The following is a 21,776-nucleotide window of genomic DNA, read 5'->3' as shown; positions in this document are numbered from 1 at the left end:
ACCGTACCCGCAAACTGAAACCACGTCTAGACACGTGTCCAGAATGATTTCCATGCCGACAGAGGGCGACCCGTAGACACGATCGAATCCATGCCGTAGCTTCACTGGAACAACGGTTAGACACCTGTCCAGATTGGATTCCAACAATGGCTCTGCGCCCGGAAACCGCCTCCCACCTGCTCATCGACGGCGAACTGCGCACCGGCGGACGCGGCACGTTCGACGTCGTCAATCCCGCGACCGAAGAGGTGATCGGCCAAGCAGCCGACGCGTCCGACGACGACATGGACGCTGCGATCGCCGCAGCCCGTCGCGCGTTCGACACCACCGACTGGTCGAGAGACCACGCCTTCCGCGCACGGTGTCTGCGCCAGCTCCGAGACGCTCTCCTCGCTCACACCGACGAACTCCGCGACCTCACCGTCGCCGAAGTCGGCTGTCCGGTGTTCCTCACCCACGGTCCGCAACTCGTCGGACCCGTCACCGACCTCGGCTACTTCGCCGACCTCGCGGAGAGCTACGAATGGCGCCGCGACCTCGGAGAGGCGTCGCCGATGGGGATCAAGAACGCCCGTGAACTGCGCTCCGAAGCAGTAGGCGTGGTCGGCGCCATCACACCGTGGAACTTTCCGCACCAGATCAACTTCGCCAAGATCGGGCCGGCGCTCGCCGCAGGCTGCACCGTCGTCCTCAAACCCGCGCCCGACACCCCGTGGTGTGCGGCGCTGGTCGGCAAGGTGATCGCCGAGGAGACCGATTTCCCCGCAGGCGTGATCAACATCGTGACCGGGACCGACCACCGGCTCGGCGCCCGGCTCTCCACCGATCCACGCGTCGACCTCGTGTCGTTCACGGGCTCCACCGCCACCGGCCGCGCGGTGATGGCCGACGCCGCCCCCACGCTCAAGAAGGTGTTCCTCGAACTCGGCGGCAAGTCCGCGTTTCTCGTCCTCGACGACGCCGACCTTCAAGCCGCCTGCTCGATGGCCGCTTTCTCGGTCGTCACCCACGCAGGCCAGGGCTGCGCCATCACCACCCGCCTCGTGGTTCCCCGCGCACAACTCGCCGAGGCCACCGAACTCACCCGCACCGCGATGGCCGGACTCGCCGCAGACGACCCGACCAAGCCCGGAACCATCTGCGGACCGGTCATCTCGGCACGCCAACGCGACCGCGTCGAGGGCTACGTGCAGCTCGCACGAGACGAGGGCGGCACCGTCGAGATCGGCGGGGAGCGCCCCGACCGCCCCGGCTTCTTCGTCGCACCGACTCTCGTCTCGGGCCTGGACAACAGTGCCCGCGTGGCGCAGGAGGAGATCTTCGGCCCGGTGCTCGTGATCCTCCCCCACGACGGAGACCAAGATGCGATCGACATCGCCAACGACTCCCCGTACGGACTGTCCGGCGCCGTCTGGGGTTCCGACCCCGCTCGCATCGACGCCGTCGTCGACGGTGTCCGCACCGGAACCATGGGTGTCAACGGTGGCATCTGGTACTCCGCCGACGTCCCCTTCGGCGGCTACAAGCAGTCGGGAATCGGCCGTGAGATGGGGGTGGCCGGGTTCGAGGAGTACCTCGAAACCAAAGCCGTCGCCACCCCGGTTGGTTGAATCCCCAGCTGCTCATGAACGCCGTACCGGCTGAGCGTGGTGGGGCGGGGAATCGCTTCGTCGGCAGTCCTCGCCCCGCCACGATCTGCCTCGTTTCACCGGCACGTCCCACTGCTCGTTGAGCGCCTTTCGTCTCGCAAGCTCGCTCAAGACCCTCGAAGCGAGTCGAAGCGTCTACCCCTCAAACCCAGCTAGGAGAAGCAAATGACTGATCGAAACAACCGATTCACCGACAAGATCGCGATCGTGACCGGCGCGGCGGGCGGCATCGGCGAAGCCTATGCGCGGGCCCTCGCGGCCGAAGGCGCGACGGTGATCATCGCCGACGTCAACGACGAGGCAGGCCAGGCCGTCGCCGAGTCGATCGGCGGGACCTACGTGCACACCGACGTGTCCGATCCCGACTCCGCGGCGAACCTCGCCATGACCGTCGTCGACGCCCACGGCCGCATCGACGCGCTGGTCAACAACGCCGCGATCTACGGCGGGATGAAACTCGACTTCCTGACCACCGTGCCGTGGGACTACTACAAGAAGTTCATGAGCGTGAACCTCGACGGGGCGCTCAACGTGACCCGCGCCTGCTACCAGCACATGAGGCACGGCGGGGCGATCGTCAACCAGTCGTCGACGGCGGCATGGGTGTACAGCGGCTTCTACGGCCTCGCGAAAGTGGGCGTCAACGGTCTCACTCAGCAGCTCGCGGTTGAGCTCGGCGGGCAGCGCGTGCGGATCAACGCGATCGCTCCCGGCCCCATCGACACCGAAGCGACCCGCAACAGCACGCCGGACGCCATTGTGAAAGACATGGTCTCCAAGCTCCCGATCGGCCGCATGGGCACCCCGGACGATCTCGTCGGGATGTGCCTGTTCCTCCTCTCCGACGAGGCGTCCTGGATCACCGGCCAGATCTTCAACGTCGACGGAGGGCAGGTCATCCGCTCGTGAGCGCAGACGATCAGACTCTCCGCCTCGGCTACGTCGGACTCGGCAACATCGGCCGGCCGATGGCGACCCGATTCGTCGACGCACCCTGTGGCCTGACCGTGTTCGACGTCGATCACCTCGCCGTCGCCGAGCTCGTCGACGCCGGTGCATCCGCCGCCGACTCCCTGTCCAGTCTCGGCAAGGCGTGCGATCTCGTCAGCATCTGCGTGCGAGACGACGCGCAGGTGCGCGACGTCGTCGACGGCCTGCTCCCGACGCTGTCTGAGGGGTCGATGGTCGTCGTGCACTCGACGGTCTCACCCGAGACCGCAGCCGACCTCGCGTCCGTCTGCAGTGCATCGGGCGTGACTCTCCTCGATGCGCCGATCTCCGGCGGCGCCGTCGGCGCGAAGGAAGGCAGACTCGCGATCATGGTCGGCGGCGACCGCGCCGCATACGACCGCGCCAAGCCGGCTCTCGCCCTGGCCGGTGACATGATCGTCCACGCAGGCGATCACGCAGGTGACGGCACACGGATGAAGCTCGCTCGCAACCTGCTGCACTTCGTGTCGTTCACCGCGACCACGGAGGCCGCTCGTCTCGCCGAAGCGGCAGGCATCGACATCGGGAAACTCGGCCGCGTCGTCCGGCACACCGATGCCATCACCGGTGGCGCCGGCGCGATCATGCTGCGAGACACGACCGCACCGATCGCCCCGGACGACTTCTGGTTCGGCGTCTTCACCCACGTCCGCGACCTCGGCGAGAAGGACCTCGGCCTGGCCCTCGCACTCGCCGACGACCTCGGCGTCGACCTCCCGCTCGGTCGACTCGCCCTGCGCGACCTCGCCGCCGGGCTGGGCGTACCCACTACCGACTCGTCTGACCAAGGAGAATCATGACTGAACCGACCGAACTCACCGATCAGCGCCGCAAGGGCCTGGCGATGATGACCGAGGTGTACGGCTGGGAGATGTCCGACGGCCCGGGCGACTTCTTCGCTCACACCGCGGACCAAGTCTTCGGCGAAGTGTGGAGCCGCGAAGGGCTCAGCCACCGCGATCGACGGCTGATCCTGCTCGGGGCACTCGCCGCCAACGGGATGACCGACGTCGCCGAGATCCAGGCGGGAGCCGCCCTCGGCAACGGCGAACTGACCCCAGACGAGCTCAACGAGATCGGGTTGTTCCTCTGCTACTACGTCGGCTGGCCGCTCGGAACCAAGATGACCATGATGTTCGGCGAGGTGATCAAGAAGCACCGACGCTCCCAACGTTCGGAATAAGGTGAGCCCCATGGACTTTCGTTTGGAAGACATCGACGACGCCGAAGTGGAGCGTCGCTTGTCGATTGTCGAGCCTCTCACCGACGCCGTGCGCGAGCTCGTCGACGCCGTCATCCGCACCGAAGTCGACGACGCCGAACTCGTCGCGGCGCGGGAGCAGATCGAGACGATCGTCGCTCGTCTACGCGCACAGCAGAAGGACAAGGGTTACGGAGTCTCGTTCACTCGCGACTTCACCGGCATGCCGTGGGGCAACGCCGCGACCGGCGCGCGCAACGCCGTCGCGCCCCCGTTGCGCATCAAGAAGGTCGACGGTGTGACGCGCGCCGACGTCGTCCTCGGCGCAGCGTACGAAGGTCCCGGCGGGCACGTGCACGGCGGCATCGCGGCGCTGCTCCTCGACCAGTTGGTCGGCGAGACCGCGGCCGCCGACCACATGCCCAGCTTCACCGGGACGCTGACGGTGCGCTACCTGCGCCCGACGCCGCTCGGGCCGGTCACCCTCGAAGGGCGGGTCACCGGCACCGACGGGCGAAAGACGTTTGTGCACGGCGAGTTGTCCGACGCCGACGGCGTGACCGTCGAGGCCGAGGCGATCATGATTCAACCGAAGCACTTCCCGGCACGCGACGCGATCATCTCCACGATCGCGAAGCTGGAGAATGAACGATCCTGACGCTTGCGGCTCCGATTCCAGCCGCTCACGCGGCCTGAACGAACCAGAGGAGACCACCGAATCCTTTGACCCCCAAGGCGACGCCGATCACGAGGACCAGAATCGCGACCATCGTGGTGCTGTGCGCCTCCAGCCAGGCTTTCGCCGCGACGAGTCTGGGCACCATCACTGCGGGCGCGATGAGGAACGCGATTGTCGGGACCAAGACGGACGACCCCGCGAACACCGTGTAGATCATGAGCGCGGTCGTCGTCTGCGGACCGTCTAAGTCCGCTGCCCCGACCGCCGCCCCCGCCGCGGCGAACAGCACCAAGTTCTTGGGATTGGCGATCGTGATGGCAAGTCCCGTCCCGAGGGCTTTGAGCATCGACATGTCGTCGACGGAGGCCAACCACGACGGCGGCTCAGACGTCTTGTTCCGCGTACGCCACGTCCGAACGCCGACGACGAGAAGGGCGAGACCGGCGGCCGCGTCGACCCAGTACATGAAAGTCGGCCGCGACGAGCCGGAGTCCGCGGCGTCGCCGATCACCGTGAAGAGTGTCGTGGCGCTGGCGATCAGTGCCGTGCAGCCCACCGCGAACGCGAGGCTAGCACTCCTTGGCCGCCTACTGAGCAGCATCAACACCACTGCGATGATCGGGAGCGGCGATACGGCCACGCCAACCGCCAACAGCACAACCTCTCCGACCACCGGCCCCATCAGCTCTCCTTGAGTACGCCCGCCCCTCACTGAGTATGCCTCTGTGGGTAGCGTCGATCACATGTGTGACGATCACGATGTCCAGCCGTTCACGACCGCCGAGGTCGACGCCGTCCGCAAAGTCTGGCAGGGCATCGGGCTACCAGGCATCATCGACGTCCACACGCACTTCATGCCGGGCCGCGTCATGGACAAGGTGTGGGCGTACTTCGACTCCGCGGGCCCGATGCTCGGACGCGAATGGCCCATCGCGTACCGCGCCGACGAGGAGGTACGAGTCTCGACCCTGCGTTCCTTCGGGGCTCTCGCCTACTCGTCGATGATCTATCCGCACAAGCCCTCCATGGCCCAGTGGCTGAACGCGTGGGGCGTCGAGTTCGCGGCCACGCACCCGGACTGCCTTCAGACCGCGACGTTCTATCCAGAGCCGGGCGCAGGCGAATACGTCGGCGAGGCGATCGAGTCCGGCGCGCGAGTCTTCAAGTCGCACATCCAAGTCGGGGCGTACTCTCCGATCGATCCGCTGCTCGACGAGGTCTGGGGCCGCATCGACGATGCACAGGTACCAGTTGTGATCCACTGCGGATCAGGTCCGGCCCCAGGAGAGTTCACCGGCCCGGACCGCATCAAGACCCTGTTGTCCCGGTTCCCCACCCTCCCGCTGATCGTCGCGCACATGGGAACACCCGAATACGCGCCCTTCCTCGACCTGGCCGAGCAGTTCGAGAACGTGCATCTCGACACGACGATGTCGTTCACCGACTTCTCAGAAGAGGGCGCGCCGTATCCGCGCGACTTGATGCCGCGGGTCGAGGCCCTCGGTTCGAAGATCCTGTTCGGCTCCGACTTCCCGAACATTCCCTACGGGTACAAGCACGCACTCGACGCCATCATCCGACTCGACCTCGGTGACGACTGGGTCCGCGGCGTCCTCCACGACAACGCCGCACGGCTCTTCGACGTGCAGCCGGTGTGACGCGGGTGTTCGTCGACACGACAATCACGTGCCCGCTGTCGGAGATGGGCGCATCCGCGGCCGCGGCAGAGGAGTCCGGGTACAACGCGGTCTGGACATTCGAGGGCGCCCACGATCCGTTTCTTCCACTGCTGCTGGCCGCCGAGCACACGGATCGTGTGACGCTGGGAACGTCGATCGCAGTCGCATTCGGCCGCAATCCGCTACTGCTGGCGACACTCGGATGGGACCTTCAGGCGTATTCGCGGGGGCGTTTCGTCCTCGGCCTCGGCACCCAGATCCGGCCACACATAGCCCGCCGGTACTCGATGCCGTGGAGCCGGCCTGCAGACCGGATGCTCGACATGGTGACAGCGATCCGTGCCATCTGGGACTCCTGGACGACCGGTGGAAGGCTCGATCATCACGGCGACTTCTACGAGCACACATTGATGCCGCCGTTGTTCCGTCCGAACCCGTCCGACATCGACGGTTTCGGACCACCGCCGGTATGGCTGGCGGGCGTCGGACCTCGTATGACACGCGTCGCGGGCGAGGTGGCTGACGGTTTCCTCTCCCATCCGCTGTGCACGCCGGAGTTTCTCCGCGACACCACTGTGCCGTCGCTGGCGCAGGGCGCGGCGGTGTCGGGCCGGGGACGAACGGCCGTCCATCATTCGGCGATGGTGATCATCGGCGACTCCGATCAAGAGATGGAGGCAGCTCGGGCAGCCGTCCGGACGCAGATCGCCTTCTACGGCTCGACGCCCGCGTATCAGCCGATCCTCGCATCGGTCGGCTTCGCCGACCTCCACCCGACGCTGCACACGATGTCGAAGTCGGGCGACTGGCAGGCGATGGGTCGGCAGGTTCCCGACGAACTCGTCGATTCGATCGCCGTCACCATCGACGATCCGCACGACGGAGCGGTCGAGCTGCTCCGCCGCTACGGCCCGTACGTCGACCGTCTCGGTTTCAACACTCCGTACGCGGCCGACCCGAGTCTTCTCGCGCGGCTCGCCGCCGAAGTCCGCCGCTCCCCCGCCTGACCCCCTGCTCGATAAGCGGGCAAAACCCGTATCCTTTCCGCTTGTTGAGCGCCTTTCGTCTCGCAAGCTCGCTCAAGATCCGCACAACGATCCCACTGCTCGTTGAGCGAGCAGGGGAAGGCCGTTCGGCGAGCAGGAAAAGGCCCGAAGAGCAGGAATGCAGAAGGGCGCTCGCTGTGGTCAGCCGCCGAGGTACGCCTTTTCGAGGCGGCCAGGATCGGCGGCGAGCGACGCCGCCGACTCGTCGATGACGATGTCGCCGTGGACGAGGACAAGCGCTCGGTCGGCGACGTCGAGCGCCAGCCGGACGTGCTGCTCGACGAGCACCACCGCGGTGCCGTCCGACGCCGCGACCTCGCGCAGCACCGGGAGAATCGATTCGACGATCACCGGTGCCAGTCCCATGCTCAGCTCGTCGATCAGCAGGACCTTCGGCCGCTGCAGCAATGCCCGCGAGATCGCGAGCATCTGCTGTTCGCCGCCCGACAGCTGGCCTGCCTTCACTGTGAGCCGCTTCTCCAGCGCCGGGAATCGGCTCACGGTCTGCGCCACCCCCTCGGCGACGCTCCGTCGGTTCGACACCAATCCGCCGATGGTCCGTTGTGGCACGGCGAGCGCCAGGTTCTGCTCGGTGGTGAGGTTCTTGAACAGGGCTCGGTCGTCAGGGACGAGCACCATTCCGGCCCGCACCGCGCGCCTCGCGTCTCCGGATCTCACCGGGGTCCCGGTGACCGAGACCGTCCCGCCGATCCGCGGAACCAGTCCGGCGAGCGTTTCCAGAAGGGTGGTCTTACCCGCACCGTTCGGCCCCAGGAGCGCAACCACCTCACCTTCGTCGATCGTCAGGTCGACGCCACGCACGCACGGATTGTCCTGGAAGTATCCGCAGTCGAGGCTTTCACACGCCAACACCGTCATCACTGAGCCTCCTGGTCGGCGCCGGCCGGGGCGCCCAGATATGCCTGCACCACACGCTGGTCGTTGCGAATCTCGTCCGGCGTTCCGGACGCGATCACCCGGCCGAGGTCGAGAACGATGATCCGATCGCACAGCGACAAGACGAGGTCCATGTCGTGATCGATCAGCAGCATCGAACCACCGTTCGCCCTGACCGCCGACAATCTCTCCCCGAGCCAACGACTCTCCGTGCTGTCCAGCCCGGCGGCTGGCTCATCGAGCAGAGCAACCCGCGGAGACGCGACGAGAACACGCGCGACGGACACGAGTTGTCGTTGTCCTTGAGACAGGTCCGCGGCCGGGCGATCCGCGAGGTCCGTGATCTCGAGGAGCGCCAACGTTCGCGCGATGGCGGCATCGGTGTTCTCTCGTGGCGCGGCGACGAGCACGTTCTCCGCGACCGACAGTTCGTCGTACAGTTCGATGTCCTGGAACGTCCTGCCCAGCCCGGCCCGGCCGCGGCGATGCGGCGCCATCCCGGCGAGGTCGGTCCCGTCGAGAGTGACCGCCCCTGTCGAAGCGGCGAATCCGCTGATCGCGTCGACGAGCGTCGTCTTTCCCGCACCGTTCGGTCCGATCAGTCCGACGATCTCGCCTTGTCGAACGTCGAACGACACCGCGTCGACTGCCCGCACCGGCCCGTAACTGACTCCGACGTCGGTCACGGTGAGAAGCACCTCGCCGACACCATGCTCGTCGGGCGGCGGGTCGAGCTCCACCGCCGGTATTGTTCGCCCGGCAGCCTTCGTCAGGGATGCGGGCAGGTGGATCCGTTGCAGGGCTCCGGCGATGCCGTCCGGGTTGAGGATCACCGTGACGACGAGGAGCGCGCCGCTGACGAGCATGTAATAGTCGCCGAGCGAGAGGTAGCGGTCGACGACGAAGAACACGAGCCCACCAGGTGCCAGGAAGCCCGCGAGAATGCCTCCGGTCAATGACGTGACACCTGCGATGTAGACGACGGCGAACAGCCCGATACCGGCGAAGACTGAATACGTTCCCGCGTTGGCGAGTGTCTGTTGATACGCGATCAACGCACCGCCGAGGCCGACGATGAACGACGAGATCCCGAACGCCGCGAGCTTCGTGACACCGACGTTGATTCCACTCGCCGCCGCCGACCGCTCGTTTGCACGGACCGCGAGCATCGCCGCTCCGAGTCGACTACGGCGCAGGCACGCGACTCCGATGGACACCAGAAGCAGCACCACCAGGCAGAGGACACTGAAGCCCATCCGCGGATAGCCCTCGCCCGCACCGATCTCCATGTTCAACCCGAACATCGTCGCCGGTTCGATCGGCGCTCCCACCATGCCGCCGTTGAGAGAGGGATTCCGGAACCAGAACGCCTCGAGGAACACGGCCAGGGCGAGAGTCGCGACCATCAGCGGCAGCCCCCGCACTCGGAGAGCAGGCAGACCGACGACAACACCGATTGCGGCCGCGACCACCGCGGCGAGGATCGGAGCGAACGGGAAGGGGATCCCGAGGTCGCCGCCGAATCGGCTCAATGCGAACGCGCTGGCGCCGGCCAGGGTCAGCTGAGCGAGCGACACTTGGCCCGCGTAGCCGGTGACGACCACCTGCGAGAGGGCGACCACCGCGAAGATCATCGACGACACGAGGGCGAGCCGCACACTCCCCTCTGTGAGGAACAGCGCTGCCAGCATGATCACGCCGCCGACGACCGTGGGAACGAGAATCCGGTTCGGCCGGGGCGCTCGTCCGAGGTCGCTGCGGATCACCGCGCCGCGGCCCGGCATCGGTTCACCGCGCACGAGCAGGAACACCACGATCAAGAGGAGCGGCACCGCTTCCGCGACACCTGCATCTGGCATCGCGTCTATCGTCACCTGCAGGTACGTCGCTTCCGACGACAGCATCCCGATCACCAGGCCTGCGCCGACGGTGGCCGCGACGCTCGCGAAGTTGCCGACGAGAGCAGCGGCCAGGGCAGGCACGATGAACATCGTGTACGCGACCGGGTTGAGCGGGACGATCGGCGAGATGACAACACCGCCGACTGCCGCTGTCATCGACGACAGCCCCCAGTTGGTGACTGCGATCCGGTCCGGCGAGAGGCCCGTCACCAGAGCACCCTTCTCCGACTCCGCCGCGGCCTCGGTCGCGATCCCGAAGCGGGTGTACTTGAGGACAAGACCCGCGACCACAGCCAGACCGACGATCACGACGGCGAGCCACAGGCGGTCAGTCGGAATCACCGCATCGCCGATCGAGAACGTTCCCTCCGGGAAGATCGGCTTCACCGACGGAGCGTTCTCACCGACCTGCATCGCCAGCAGAGCCTGCAGAATCAGCATGATCCCGATCGACGCGACGGCCTTCGCGAGTACCGGCGCATTCCTCATCGGCCGGAAGACCGCCAGGTAGAGAAGCACTCCGAGGACGCCTGCGAGGAGCACCGCCACGATGAACGCGGGGGCGACACCCCACTTGCCACCGACGTCGACCGTCGGTTCCAGCCCCGGAATGGGGACGAGGAGTTCACCCTTCCGAAGGAACGCGTACGTGTAGGCGGCGTACAGGGCGACGGCTCCGGTCGCGAAGTTCACGACTCCGGAACTCTTGAAGGTCATCACCAGGGCGAGACCCAGTGCCGCGTAGACGGCGCCGTTGCCGAGGCCGAGGACGAAGTTGGCGAGATGAGATGTCATGGGCTCCCTCACATGAGTCCGGGGGCCGCATCGCTGCGGCCCCCGGAGTTCACGATGCTTACTTGTTCTCTACGACGGTGTTCTCGAAGGCCATGTCGGCCCCGATGTCGCTCACCAGGATCGACTTTCCACACAGGGTCGGCATCTGCGGAACCTGCTTGCCGTCACAGGTGAAGGTCAGGCCGGGAGCCGCCGGAACCGGGAGGTCCTTGGCGCCCTTCAGAGTGCCGTGAATCTGCTCGGCCGTGACCGGGCCCGCCGGGAGAGCCTTGCCCGCCTCGGCGATCGACATGATCGGCTGGTAGCCGAGGTACGCGAGGCCGCGGATGTCGGTCGAGGGCGAGTACTTCGCGAGCACGCTGCGGAACAGGTTCACTGTCGGATCGTCGGTCATCGGATTCACTGTCGTGAACGCGACCGAACCCTCGATCGCCTCCTCGCCTGTCGCATCGGTGACGTTGGTGTCGAGGCAACTGGTGATCAGGTACTTCTTGGTGTCGGGCGCCACGGTCTCGAGGGCCTTGATCGCGGTGATGCACTGCTTGGCGTCACCGAGGATCGACACTGCGTCCGGCTTGTCCGCCAGGCCCGCGGTGATGACGGGCACGACGTCGGCCGTGGACGTCGGCACAGTGACGACCTTGAACTCGACACCGACCTGCTTGAAGATCATCCCGCCGAGCTTGCCGATCGACGCCGCTGCGTCGCCGGTGTCGCCGATGATCACGGTGACCTTCTTGTACTTGTTCTTCGCCGCATGCGCGGCCTGGCCTGCGAGCACCGCGTAGCCGCCACCGGAGAGCATGTAGGCACCGGGCAGTCCGTATTCGATCGCCGACACGGGGGCCTGCGAGATGTACGGGATCTTCGCTCCCGCAATGATCGGTCCGATGACGGCGCCCATCGAACTGAACGGGCTGATCACTGCCGCGACTTTCTTCTCGACCATCTCGTTCGCACAGGCGGTCGCCGACGCCGCTTCCTCGTGCTGCTTGCAGACCACCAGGTCGATCTTGTGACCGTTGATGCCGCCCGCGTTGTCGTTCAGGTAGCGAACCGCGGCTTCTGCCGCCTCACGCGGAGCCGGAGCCGACACCGGTCCGCCTTCTGAGCTGATGACACCGATCTTGATCGCTTCACCGGTGGCGGCCTTCTCGGTCAGTTCGATGGTCGGCCCGCTGCTCGCTGCGCTGTTGTCGGAGTCGGACGAGCACGCGGTGAGTCCGCCGGCGACGAGAGCGCCGACGGCAGTGATGACGGCAGCGGATCGGAGTGTTCGCCGAAACGTACGTGGTGAGTTCAAAACGAGCCCCTTCAAAGGTGGGAGGTCGACCTGAACCGCGAGGGGTCTCGCGGTTCGTCGAAGCCGCCTGGAGGCTGCGTGCGACGCGCCTTCCGTTCGACTTAGAGACGGACAGTATCGTGAGGCCCATCACATTCCCCGGGGTATGGGAATATTGGCGGCAGTATCCGACCTGCGTGGCACAAATTCGTCCATCGGCCGGACAGTGCGGCCCTGGCGATTGTTCTCCCGACCTGGTCAGTCCTCGTCCGTCACCGCCCCTGCGACCAGGACGACTGGGGGCCCATCGCGCCGATTCTGATGGCACAGTTCCGACCTGCGGCGCAGTTCGTCTCGACGACGACTGTCTCGGTCGGCCGAATGACGAGGCCCGTGCACCCTCAACACCGACTGCCGTTACTGTCGGCACGTGAGTTACGACCTCTGGTTGATTCCCGCAGGCGAATGCCCGACTCCGACGGCCGCGTTGGCATACGGCGAGGCGGCCATCGCGACGACCGGCGCCGATACTGCACCGCTCGCGACGCAGTTGGCAGCGGCGATCAACGCGGCGGACGATGCCCTCGACGGCGACGGCGTACTGTCCGTCAAGCCCATCACCGCGCAGGGTGACTGCGTGTTCGTGCCGTCGCCGTTCTCGCTCATTCACGAGGCAAGAGACCTCGTCCTCCCGCTCGCGTTCGCCGCAGGCTTTATGGTGTGCGATCCGCAGAACGGGATCGTCCTCGATCCCCGGACATCGGTACCGGCAGCGGTCACAGTGAACGGGGACAGCAGGTATCCGGTGGTCAGTCCCGACCTCGTCGACCACGTCGTGTCCCGCCTCGCGGTGGACGACTTCGTCATCGTCGAGACCGCACCGGAGTTCTATGTCCAGACCCAGCGCCTGGGGCCGGAATCATTCGCGCTCGAGTACCGGGCCGGGTCGGCCGACGAACACTACGGGACCGAAGTCTCATCATCGGCGCAGGTCGCCGACGCGATCTACGGGTGGATCGCAGGCGACGACGCCTCCTACCGCGACCTGACGTGGGAGAAGCTCGACCTCAACTTTCCCTGACGTCTCGCGGAGACAAGACCTGCTACTCCGAGATCCGGATGACGGCCTTGCCCTTCACGCGACCTTCGGCGAGATCGGTGAGGGCGGTCGGCAGGTCCTCCAACGAGTAGAGATGATTCACCGGCGGCCGCATCCCGGCCTCGATCATCTCGACGAGCTCGTCGTGGAGCAGCCCCGGGACGTCCGGGTGAGTGCGGATGTACTCGCCCCACGCCGCTCCGACCACGGAGATGTTGCGAAACAGGACCCGATTCAGTTTGACGGTCGGGATTCCGCCCGCCGCGAAGCCGATGACCACGTAACGGCCGTCTGGGCCCACGGTGCGCAGCGCCTCGTCGAACACCTCCCCGCCGACCGGGTCGATCAGGACGTCGACACCTCCGTCGGACAGTCCGAGGACCTTGTCCTTCCACCCGTCGGTCAGTTGGACCACGTCGTCGGCGCCGAGCGCACGAAGCATCTCTTCTTGGCCGGTGCGATGCACGACCGCGATCACCCTGGCGCCCATCGCCTTCGCGACGAGGATCGACGCGACGCCGACCCCGCCTGCTGATCCGAGGACGGCGACGACTTCGCCGGGCGCGGTCTGCGTGCGGAGCTTGAGTGCGAACAGCGCCGTCTGGAAGTTGATGCCGAGGGCGGCGCCCTCGTCAAACGACAGCACGTCGGGCAGCGGATACAGCTGCTGTTCGACTACCGCGACCTGTTCGCCGAAGCCGCCGAGCATCGACGCGACGACCACTCGGTCGCCCACCTGGTACGAACCGCCGTCGGGCGCGCTTGTGACGGCACCGGCCACCTCGGTGCCGGGAGTGAACGGCAGCGGTGGACGGAGCTGGTACTTGCCCTGGCTCATCAGGAGATCGGGGAAGCACACTCCGCACGACCGGACGTCGACGAGGTACTGTCCCGGAGCCGCCTGCGGGGCCGCCACGTCCTGGAGTTCGAGTCCGGCCGGACCGGTCTCGCTGACAATCACTTGAGCCTTCATGGGTTTCACGGTAGCTGTTATCCGCGCCACCCGTACGATCGATTCATGTCTTCACCCACACGGCCTTCCACGCTGCCCGACGACCGGCGCACCGTCGCCGACGACGCGCCGGGGTTCATGCCGGCCGACGAGGCCGACGCACTGCACTCTGTGGCGGATCATTATCTGTCCCAACCGGATTCGGTCGGGCTGGGCATCGAGATCGGAACATACTGTGGAAAGTCGACCGTCTATCTGGGTGACGCCGCGGAGCGTCACGGCGCGCTGGTCGTGACGGTCGATCACCATCGCGGATCTGAGGAGCACCAGCCGGGTTGGGAGTACCACGACACCGCACTGGTCGACGCTCACGCAGGGCTCCTCGACACGGCGGCCCGCTTCCGCCGGACCATGTTCGACGCGAAGCTGGAGCAGACAGTGCTCGGATTGGTGGCGCCGTCGACCGCGGCGGCGCGCGTGTGGGGCCGCGAGGCCGACTTCGTGTTCATCGACGGCGGACACTCGATGGAGGCGGCACAGAACGACTACGACGGCTGGGCGCGCTGGGTACGTTCCGGCGGCGCGCTGCTCATCCACGACGTGTTCCCCGATCCCGCCGACGGCGGCCGTCCTCCGTACGAGATCTACCGCCAGGCCCTCGACTCCGGCCTCTTCACCGAAGTCGCCGTCCACGGCTCCCTCCGCGTCCTCCAGCGCGCCTGAACTATTGTCTACTGCCCGGTGAGCAAGTACGCGTCCACTGCCGATTCAGCGAAAGCGCGCCCTCTGCTCGTTGACAGGCGCGCGTCCTACTGCTCGTTGAGCGAGCGGAGCGAGTCGAAGCGTCCGCAGATCACGCCGTCACAGTCGACAGCGGAATTGTCACGTCGCTTCGACTCGCTCCGCTCGCTCAACGAGCAGTGGGCGCGACCTCGGGAAATCAGCAGGCGAGACGTTCGGATCGCTCAACGACCGAGGGAGGTCAGAGGGCTAGTTTGCCTGCCAGTTTCTGCAGGTAGGCGCGGGCGGTGTCGGTGTCTTTGTCGGGCAGGCCGTACAGGACGCGGGTGACGCCGAGGTCACGCCAGCGCGCGAGACGGTCGGCGTCGGGACGCATGTCGAGCGCCACCACCTGCGGTTGTCCGTCGCGGCCTGCATCCGCCCAGATCCGGTGCAGGAGGCGGATGGAGTCGTCGATATCGGTCTCGCCGGGTGTGGTGATCCAGCCGTCGGCGCTGCGAGCGATCCACTTGAAGTTCTTCTCGTTGCCCGCCGCGCCGACTGTGACGTCGATCCTGCGCGACGGCTTCGGGAACGCCCAGCTCGGGCCGAATTCGACGAACTCGCCGTGGTACTCGGCCTCATCCTGCGTCCACAGCGCGCGCATGGCTTCGAGGTACTCGCGGAGCATCGTCCGGCGGCGACCTGCTGGAACGTGGTGGTCGGACAGTTCGTCGAGGTTCCATCCGAATCCGACGCCCAGGGCGATGCGACCACCCGAGAGGTGATCGAGCGTGGCGATGGTCTTGGCGAGGGTCAACGGGTCGGACTGCACCGGCAGCGCGACGGCGGTCGACAGTTCGATGCGCGACGTCACCGCGGCGGCCGAGGCCAGCGACGTCCACGGGTCGAGGGTGCGCGTGTACCGCTCGTCCGGCAGCGTCTCGTCGCCGGTGCGCGGGTGCGCAGCCTCCCGTTTGGTCGGAATGTGACTGTGCTCGGGAACGTAGTAGGCGTCGAAGCCCGCCTCTTCGATGAGCGGCGCGAGTTCGTGGGGCCGGAGGCCACGGTCGCTGGTGAACTGCACGATTCCGAAGTCCACGGATTCTCCTTACGTGATGATGCCCGACGCCACTCTGGACGACAGACTAGACACTTGTCCAATACCTCTATCGTAGTCGCGGGACACCTGAAACGACACCCCCACGAACGATGTCGCGGAAGATCCCGCTGCCCGGCGTCGCACGACTGATGGCATCTGCTGCCAGCACCACCGCGGCCGATGTCCAGCAGCTCTGCTCCACCGGCCACCGCTTTCCATCGGAGAACACGAGCCCGGTCCAGTACGAACCGTCGTCGTCACGCAGATGCTGCATCGACTCCACCAGACGCGCCGCACAGTCCACGTCGCCGAGCGATTCGACTGCCATCGCCAGCTCGCAGGTCTCCGCGCCGGTGACCCACGGATGATCGTCCACACAACGCGCACCGAGGCCGTCGACCACGAAGTCGGACCATCGATCGTCGATCAACGCGCGACCCGAATCGCCACGGACCACTCCGCCGAGGACCGGGTAATACCAGTCCATCGAATGGTTGGACGCCGCATCGAGTACCGATCGGTCGACCACCCACCGGTCGAACACGGCGGCCAGTTGGTCGGCGGCACGGACCCAGTGCTCCGCGGGTTCGTCGAGGATCCGCGCGATCTCGACGGCGGATCTCAGCGAGGAGTGGATGCTGGCGTTGCCGGTGATCAGCACGTTGTCGAACATGTCCCCCGTCCGGTGGTCCGCGGCCCACCGGAAGGCGCCGTCGTCGCGGGCGAAACGCATCGCGCGGTCCACGCCTGCACGAACTGTCGGCCACATCCGCCGCAGAAACGCGGCGTCGTCGACGATCAGGAAGTGATGCCACACGCCGACCGCGAGGTAGGCGCAGAAATTGCTGTCGACGCCGGGATCCACGATGTCGCCGCCCCGCAACTCCATCGGCCATGACCCGTCGCTGCGTTGTGTTCGGCGCGACCACTCGTAGGCGTGCTCCGCTTCGGCACGAAACCCGGTGGCGGAGAGCGCCATCGCCGACTCGACGTGGTCCCACGGGTCGGTCTTGCCACCGGGAAACCACGGAAGGGCGCCGGACGATTCCTGCATCGCCGCGATCGCCGCGCCGGTCGCTCGGACCGCGCGCGAGTCGAGGACGCCGTCGACGAACGGAACGCCCATGGCCTATGCGGGTTTGCGCAGGTAGATGGCCACAGACTTGCCGACGATCGGATTGAGCACCTGCTCGCCGACGCGGGTGACCCACGGCTTGCTCATCATGTCCCAGACCAGCATCTTGTGATAGCCCCGGACCAGCGGATTCTCGTCGTTGTCCACTCCGACTGCACATTTGAGCCACCAGTACGGCGCGTGCAGCGCATGCGCGTGCCCGCTGCCCGTCACCTCGAGCCCCGCGGCCGCCAGTTTGTCGGCGAGCTCGGACTCCCGGTAGATCCGGACATGACCACCCTCGACTTCGTGATACTCGTCCGACAGCGCCCAACAGATCTTCTCTGGCCAGAACCGGGGAACGGTCACGGCCGCCAGGCCGCCCGGCTTCAGGATGCGGACCATCTCGGCGATCGCGGCCTCATCGTCGGGAATGTGTTCGAGGATCTCCGACATCAGGACCACGTCGAACGACGCGTCGGCGTACGGAAGGCCGAGCGCGTCGCCGACCTGCGTCGTCGCGTTCCCCGAGTCAGGGACCTCGCCAGCAGCGACAAGAGCGCCGAACATCTCCGAGACGTCGGACATGTCCTTCTCGTTCTGGTCGAACGCGATCACGTCGGCGCCGCGTCGCAGCATCTCGTACGAATGACGTCCCTGCCCTGCACCGATGTCGATGGCGCGGACACCTGGGCCCACCTTGAGTCGATCGAAGTCGACGGTCAGCATGGCAATTCTCCCTGCGTGGATCGGATCGCGGCGCGGTACCGCTCGGCGGTGGCGGCGGCGACTGCGGACCAACTGAACTGTGCGCGAACGCGCTCGCGCCCACCTGCGCCGAGGCGTGCACGCAGGTCTGCGTCGTCCAACAGTCGAGTGAACGCCTCGGCGAGCGCTCCCGCGTCGCCCGGTTCGACGAGGATCGCGGCCTCTTCGTTCTCGCCGACCACCTCCGGGATCGCTCCCGCACGGGTGGCGACCAACGGGGTGCCGCAGCTCATGTGCTCGACAGCGGGCAACGAGAACCCTTCGTACAGCGACGGCACGCACGCGACCTGCGCGCTGGCGAGCAGTGCGGCGAGTTCGTCGTCGTCGATGCCCGACACCACGGACACTCGGTCGGTGATCGCCAGATCGTCGATGAGTCGCGCGGACGGTCCGTCCGGGTCGAGCCTGGACACCAGGGTCAATTCCACGTCCCGTTCGGCCGCTACCTTGGCGACCGCTTCGAGCAGGAACGACACGCCCTTGAGCGGAGCGTCGGCGCTCGCGATGCACACGATCCGGCCGGGAACTCGCTCGCCTCGGGGCGCGAACACCGCGGTGTCGACGCCGAGCGGAATCGTGGCGATCGCACCGTCGGCGACCTTGAAGGCGTGCCTGATGTCCTGGTCACTGCTGCGCGAGACCGTCAACAGCGATGGGATCCGACGCGCGACGCGGCCCTGCATCGCCAGGAACGAATGCCACCGCCATGCACTGATCTTCTTCAGTCCCTTCGCGGCGCGGACCGCTAGGGCCCGGTCCTGCGTGATCGGGTGGTGAATGGTCGCGACCAGCGGGAACCCGGCGCGTTTGACCGACAGAAGCCCGTAACCGAGGCACTGATTGTCGTGCACGACGTCGAAGTCGGCTCGTCGTGCGCGAAGCAGTCGGGCGGCTCGAAGACTGAAGGTGAGCGGTTCGCCGAACGCCGCGGTCCACATGGCCGCCACTTCGATCCAGTCGATCCAGTCGCGGAACGCCCTCAGCTTCGGCGTCCGAAACGGGTCGGGCTCGCCGTACAGGTCGAGGCTCGGCACTTTCGTCAGCGTGACTCCGGCGTCGAGCGCCGCCTGATCGAGTTCGGGGTACGGCTGACCGGAGAAGATCTCGACGTCGTGACCGAGCAGCGCCAGTTCTCGCGACAGATGCCGGACGTACACTCCCTGCCCTCCGCAGTGCGGCTTGCTGCGATACGACAGGAGCGCGATGCGCAGGACGTCGCTGTTGCGAGCGGGCTCGCCGGTCACGAGTCGGCGGAGACGTGCGCCGCGGCCTCGAGTGCTTCCACGGTCACCAGTTTCACCCGTCGACGGCCGGCCTGCTTGCCGGCGTCACGTTCGACGGCATCGATGGCCTTCCATCCGTCGAGGTCGACACGATGCGCACCCCGCGAGGTGACGAGTTCGATCACATCGGACGCGTCGAGGTCCGGGTTGGCGACGGTCCCGTCGGCGAAGTCGGCGATGATCGCTTTCGCCGCCTCCTCGCCGCAGTACCGGTTGCGGCCGATGCCGCCCGTCGGCCCGCGCTTGATCCAGCCCGCGACGTACAGCCCGGGAACCACAGTGCCGTCGGGTCCGTCGAGCACGCGGCTGTCGGCGTTCGGGACCACCGCGCGGTCGTCGTCGAACGGCAGTCCGGGGACCGGGCGGCCTCGGTAGCCGACCGAACGGACCACCATCCCGGCATCGATCTCGCCGGTCTCGTCGGTGGCCTCGATCTTGCCGTCGCCGATGTAGCGGTTGCGCACGAATGCGACCTTCTCGACGCCGTCGGAGCCGACGATCGACGTCGGCGAGGTGAGGAACTCGAAGACGATGCGGCGGTCGCCACCGCGGGGTCGGCCGGCGAACTCGCGAGCCAGGCGCACCTTCGTGGCGATCACCGAATCGAGCGACCCGTCGGCCTCGGCGGCCGCGGCCTCGGCGGACAGGACCAGCTGGTCCGGCATGACGATGTCGACGCCGTCGAGTTCGGTCAACGACAGGAACTCGCTGTTGGTGAATGCGCCGTGTTCGATGCCGCGGCGCCCCATGACGACGACTTCCCGGACCGACGAAGCACGCAGCGCCTCGAGCGCGTGGTCGGCGATGTCGGTGCGAGCCAACTGGTCCGGGTCACTGACGAGGATGCGCGCGACGTCGAGCGCGACGTTGCCGTTCCCGATCACGACGGCGCGTTCGGCCGAAAGGTCGAACGTGTGGTCCGTGTAGTCGGGGTGACCGTTGTACCAGGCGACGAAGTCGGTGGCCGCGATCGATCCGTCGAGGTACTCGCCTTCGATGCCCAGACGACGATCGTGCGGTGCTCCGACCGCGTACAGAACCGCGCCGTAGCGCTCGCGGAGCTCGTCGCCGGTGATGTGCGTGCCGACCTCGACGTTGAGGTGGTAGGTGAAGTTCCGCTTCTTCTCCACTGTGCCGAACGTCGATTCGACCCCCTTGGTCTTCGCGTGGTCCGGCGCGACACCGGCTCGGACGAGACCGTACGGGGTGGGCAGGCGATCGAACATGTCGACATGGATCTGGCGCTTCTTGACCAGTTCCTCTGCGGCGTAGAACGCTGCGGGGCCTGCACCGACGATCGCGACGCGCAGTTCCTGACCTTCTGGCAGCTGTGGAGGCTTCGGATGCCGGACAAGACCGCCCTCGACGTCGTGGTCCTTGTAGTAGTCGGCGTTGATCTGCAGGTACGGCTCGTCTTTTGCTTCGAGCTGATCGTCGGGGAAGATCGCGTTCACGGGGCATTCGTCCACACATGCGCCGCAGTCGATGCACGTGTCCGGGTCGATGTAGAGCATCTCCGCAGTGAGGAAGTCCGGTTCGTCCGGCGTCGGATGAATGCAGTTGACCGGGCAGACTGCTACGCAGGTACCGTCATTACAGCAGGGGCGGGTGATTACGTGCGCCATCGGTCTTCCTCCGTCGGCCGGGTAGCTGCAAGCCACAGGTGAACGTGTTCTAGTTTTGCCTTGAGCCTAGCCTAGCCGCCCACCGGTAGAGCGACCACCGTCACACGCCCGCCCGCGACACGAGGGGGACCCGGCCAGTGAGCACACCATACGAGTACGAGCCGATGACGGTCCGCAAGGACGGCGCGCAGTTCTACGCCGCCGACTACCGTGTCCGGACCGGCGACATCGATCAGGAGATGCGTGTCCGGCTCGATGGCGTCGCCCGCTACCTGCAGGACGTCGCGAACGACAACATCGCGATCACCGACTTCGCGGACACCGACCCCTTCTGGATCATCCGCCGCACTGTCATCGACGTGATCGAGCCGCTGACCTGGCCGTCCGACTTCGAAGTGGAACGCTGGTGCGGCGCACTGTCGACCCGGTGGACCGATATGCGAGTGAGCATCCACGGGACGTCGCAGACCAACCGCTTCAATCCCGATCCCCGTCCGAACGGGCACATCGAGACGAACGCGTTCTGGATCAACATGACCGAGTCGGGCATGCCCGCCCGGATCAGCGACACCGCGATGACGACGCTGACGGCGATGACCGACGAGCACCGTCTCCGATGGAAGGCGATGAATCCAGGCGTGGCGCCGGAGGCGTCTGAGGTCGCACTCCCCGATCGTGAACACGTCTTGCGGATCACCGACTTCGATCCGTTTCGCCATCTCAACAACGCCGCGTACTTCGAAGCGGTCGAGGACGAACTCGTCGATCACCCCGATCTGCTCGACGGCCCGCACCGTGCGGTCATCGAATACCTGCGGCCCGTCACACCCGGCACACCGATCACGGTCCGCCGGACCCGCGACGGCGACTGCCTTCTGATGTGGCTGCTGATCCCCGCCGACGACGGCTCTCTGGTGACCGCCGCCGCCGTCTCAGTCGCAAAGATCCCGCCCACCCCTGCTCCCTGCAGTTGAGTCGAAGCGTGTTGCCGTAC

20 protein-coding genes are annotated in these 21,776 nt (G+C 66.5%); 10 read left to right on the top strand and 10 right to left on the bottom strand.

The window, feature by feature from the left end:
* Positions 1-146 precede the first annotated feature (146 nt).
* The 5 genes from WFK36_RS01620 (at position 147) to WFK36_RS01600 (ending at position 4,498) form a co-directional block, all read left to right on the top strand.
* The gene (locus WFK36_RS01620) at positions 147-1,610 is read left to right on the top strand and encodes an aldehyde dehydrogenase (RefSeq protein ID WP_336789104.1); all 1,464 of its coding nucleotides are present in this window, start codon (positions 147-149) and stop codon (positions 1,608-1,610) included.
* 204 nt (positions 1,611-1,814) lie between these two features.
* Positions 1,815-2,558 (top strand): SDR family oxidoreductase, encoded by a 744-nt coding sequence (locus tag WFK36_RS01615; RefSeq protein WP_008381690.1) that lies wholly within the window; start codon positions 1,815-1,817, stop codon positions 2,556-2,558.
* Positions 2,555-3,439 (top strand): NAD(P)-dependent oxidoreductase, encoded by an 885-nt coding sequence (locus WFK36_RS01610; protein ID WP_336789101.1) that lies wholly within the window; start codon positions 2,555-2,557, stop codon positions 3,437-3,439. The genes WFK36_RS01615 and WFK36_RS01610 overlap by 4 nt, the downstream gene beginning before the upstream one ends.
* Positions 3,436-3,822 carry a carboxymuconolactone decarboxylase family protein gene (locus WFK36_RS01605; RefSeq protein WP_336789099.1) on the top strand — a complete coding sequence of 129 codons (387 nt, stop codon included), beginning with the start codon at positions 3,436-3,438 and terminating at the stop codon, positions 3,820-3,822. Before WFK36_RS01610 ends, WFK36_RS01605 begins: the two co-directional genes overlap by 4 nt.
* A gap of 10 nt (positions 3,823-3,832) precedes the next feature.
* Complete coding sequence (locus WFK36_RS01600) at positions 3,833-4,498, top strand: PaaI family thioesterase (protein ID WP_336789097.1); 666 nt, start codon at positions 3,833-3,835, stop codon at positions 4,496-4,498.
* 25 nt (positions 4,499-4,523) lie between these two features.
* On the opposite strand, the gene WFK36_RS01595 is transcribed toward WFK36_RS01600, so the two are convergent.
* Complete coding sequence (locus WFK36_RS01595) at positions 4,524-5,201, bottom strand: GAP family protein (protein WP_336789095.1); 678 nt, start codon at positions 5,199-5,201, stop codon at positions 4,524-4,526.
* 61 nt (positions 5,202-5,262) lie between these two features.
* Here WFK36_RS01595 and WFK36_RS01590 point away from each other — a divergent pair, with 61 nt between their 5' ends.
* Together WFK36_RS01590 and WFK36_RS01585 are read left to right on the top strand one after the other, a co-directional pair.
* Complete coding sequence (locus WFK36_RS01590; protein ID WP_336789093.1) at positions 5,263-6,177, top strand: amidohydrolase family protein; 915 nt, start codon at positions 5,263-5,265, stop codon at positions 6,175-6,177.
* 5 nt (positions 6,178-6,182) lie between these two features.
* Entirely contained in the window at positions 6,183-7,205 is a 1,023-nt protein-coding gene (locus tag WFK36_RS01585; protein ID WP_336790923.1) for a TIGR03617 family F420-dependent LLM class oxidoreductase, read from the top strand.
* A gap of 180 nt (positions 7,206-7,385) precedes the next feature.
* Here the strand turns inward: WFK36_RS01585 and WFK36_RS01580 are convergent, their stop codons facing one another.
* From WFK36_RS01580 to WFK36_RS01570, 3 genes are read right to left on the bottom strand one after another with little or no spacing between them, the layout of a single operon-like run.
* Positions 7,386-8,123, bottom strand: a complete 738-nt coding sequence (locus WFK36_RS01580) for an ABC transporter ATP-binding protein (RefSeq protein WP_336789091.1) — start codon at positions 8,121-8,123, stop codon at positions 7,386-7,388.
* Positions 8,123-10,837, bottom strand: a complete 2,715-nt coding sequence (locus WFK36_RS01575) for a branched-chain amino acid ABC transporter permease/ATP-binding protein (protein ID WP_008381676.1) — start codon at positions 10,835-10,837, stop codon at positions 8,123-8,125. Before WFK36_RS01575 ends, WFK36_RS01580 begins: the two co-directional genes overlap by 1 nt.
* Before the next feature lie 58 nt (positions 10,838-10,895).
* Positions 10,896-12,140: an ABC transporter substrate-binding protein gene (locus tag WFK36_RS01570; RefSeq protein WP_008381674.1), complete on the bottom strand. Its 1,245-nt coding sequence runs from the start codon at positions 12,138-12,140 to the stop codon at positions 10,896-10,898.
* 409 nt (positions 12,141-12,549) lie between these two features.
* Between WFK36_RS01570 and WFK36_RS01565 the strand changes: the two genes are divergently transcribed.
* Complete coding sequence (locus tag WFK36_RS01565; RefSeq protein ID WP_336789089.1) at positions 12,550-13,200, top strand: hypothetical protein; 651 nt, start codon at positions 12,550-12,552, stop codon at positions 13,198-13,200.
* 22 nt (positions 13,201-13,222) lie between these two features.
* Here WFK36_RS01565 and WFK36_RS01560 read toward each other — a convergent pair whose 3' ends face one another.
* Complete coding sequence (locus WFK36_RS01560) at positions 13,223-14,191, bottom strand: NADPH:quinone oxidoreductase family protein (protein WP_336789087.1); 969 nt, start codon at positions 14,189-14,191, stop codon at positions 13,223-13,225.
* 45 nt (positions 14,192-14,236) lie between these two features.
* Here WFK36_RS01560 and WFK36_RS01555 point away from each other — a divergent pair, with 45 nt between their 5' ends.
* Complete coding sequence (locus WFK36_RS01555) at positions 14,237-14,893, top strand: class I SAM-dependent methyltransferase (protein WP_008381669.1); 657 nt, start codon at positions 14,237-14,239, stop codon at positions 14,891-14,893.
* A 259-nt stretch (positions 14,894-15,152) separates the two neighbouring features.
* Here WFK36_RS01555 and WFK36_RS01550 read toward each other — a convergent pair whose 3' ends face one another.
* The 5 genes from WFK36_RS01550 to WFK36_RS01530 all read right to left on the bottom strand — a co-directional run bounded on the left by WFK36_RS01550 (position 15,153) and on the right by WFK36_RS01530 (position 20,782).
* Positions 15,153-15,992 (bottom strand): LLM class F420-dependent oxidoreductase, encoded by an 840-nt coding sequence (locus WFK36_RS01550; protein WP_336789084.1) that lies wholly within the window; start codon positions 15,990-15,992, stop codon positions 15,153-15,155.
* A gap of 67 nt (positions 15,993-16,059) precedes the next feature.
* Positions 16,060-17,118 (bottom strand): prenyltransferase, encoded by a 1,059-nt coding sequence (locus WFK36_RS01545; RefSeq protein WP_336789082.1) that lies wholly within the window; start codon positions 17,116-17,118, stop codon positions 16,060-16,062.
* A 3-nt stretch (positions 17,119-17,121) separates the two neighbouring features.
* Positions 17,122-17,835 carry a class I SAM-dependent methyltransferase gene (locus WFK36_RS01540; RefSeq protein ID WP_336789080.1) on the bottom strand — a complete coding sequence of 238 codons (714 nt, stop codon included), beginning with the start codon at positions 17,833-17,835 and terminating at the stop codon, positions 17,122-17,124.
* A complete protein-coding gene (locus tag WFK36_RS01535) occupies positions 17,829-19,085 on the bottom strand; it encodes a glycosyltransferase family 4 protein (protein ID WP_336790920.1) in 1,257 nt (418 codons plus the stop codon). The genes WFK36_RS01540 and WFK36_RS01535 overlap by 7 nt, the downstream gene beginning before the upstream one ends.
* 29 nt (positions 19,086-19,114) lie before the next feature.
* A complete protein-coding gene (locus tag WFK36_RS01530) occupies positions 19,115-20,782 on the bottom strand; it encodes an FAD-dependent oxidoreductase (protein ID WP_336789078.1) in 1,668 nt (555 codons plus the stop codon).
* Between the two features lie 164 nt (positions 20,783-20,946).
* On the opposite strand from WFK36_RS01530, the gene WFK36_RS01525 reads away from it, so the two are divergent.
* Positions 20,947-21,756, top strand: a complete 810-nt coding sequence (locus tag WFK36_RS01525) for an acyl-[acyl-carrier-protein] thioesterase (protein WP_336790918.1) — start codon at positions 20,947-20,949, stop codon at positions 21,754-21,756.
* The last annotated feature ends 20 nt before the right edge of the window (positions 21,757-21,776 follow it).

The organism is Gordonia malaquae (genome assembly GCF_037148075.1).
Taxonomy (GTDB): domain Bacteria; phylum Actinomycetota; class Actinomycetes; order Mycobacteriales; family Mycobacteriaceae; genus Gordonia; species Gordonia malaquae.
The sequence above is the reverse complement of the archived record's forward strand: the minus strand, read 5'-3'. Positions and strand labels throughout refer to the sequence as shown.

Bases quoted from the DNA above. Each gene is read 5' to 3' on its own strand.
- WFK36_RS01620 (WP_336789104.1), top strand. From the start codon at position 147: ATGGCTCTGCGCCCGGAAACCGCCTCCCACCTGCTCATCGACGGCGAA.
- WFK36_RS01615 (WP_008381690.1), top strand. From the start codon at position 1,815: ATGACTGATCGAAACAACCGATTCACCGACAAGATCGCGATCGTGACC.
- WFK36_RS01605 (WP_336789099.1), top strand. From the start codon at position 3,436: ATGACTGAACCGACCGAACTCACCGATCAGCGCCGCAAGGGCCTGGCG.
- WFK36_RS01600 (WP_336789097.1), top strand. From the start codon at position 3,833: ATGGACTTTCGTTTGGAAGACATCGACGACGCCGAAGTGGAGCGTCGC.
- WFK36_RS01595 (WP_336789095.1), bottom strand. From the start codon at position 5,201: ATGGGGCCGGTGGTCGGAGAGGTTGTGCTGTTGGCGGTTGGCGTGGCC.
- WFK36_RS01590 (WP_336789093.1), top strand. From the start codon at position 5,263: ATGTGTGACGATCACGATGTCCAGCCGTTCACGACCGCCGAGGTCGAC.
- WFK36_RS01580 (WP_336789091.1), bottom strand. From the start codon at position 8,123: ATGACGGTGTTGGCGTGTGAAAGCCTCGACTGCGGATACTTCCAGGAC.
- WFK36_RS01575 (WP_008381676.1), bottom strand. From the start codon at position 10,837: ATGACATCTCATCTCGCCAACTTCGTCCTCGGCCTCGGCAACGGCGCC.
- WFK36_RS01560 (WP_336789087.1), bottom strand. From the start codon at position 14,191: ATGAAGGCTCAAGTGATTGTCAGCGAGACCGGTCCGGCCGGACTCGAA.
- WFK36_RS01555 (WP_008381669.1), top strand. From the start codon at position 14,237: ATGTCTTCACCCACACGGCCTTCCACGCTGCCCGACGACCGGCGCACC.
- WFK36_RS01545 (WP_336789082.1), bottom strand. From the start codon at position 17,118: ATGGGCGTTCCGTTCGTCGACGGCGTCCTCGACTCGCGCGCGGTCCGA.
- WFK36_RS01540 (WP_336789080.1), bottom strand. From the start codon at position 17,835: ATGCTGACCGTCGACTTCGATCGACTCAAGGTGGGCCCAGGTGTCCGC.
- WFK36_RS01530 (WP_336789078.1), bottom strand. From the start codon at position 20,782: ATGGCGCACGTAATCACCCGCCCCTGCTGTAATGACGGTACCTGCGTA.
- WFK36_RS01525 (WP_336790918.1), top strand. From the start codon at position 20,947: ATGACGGTCCGCAAGGACGGCGCGCAGTTCTACGCCGCCGACTACCGT.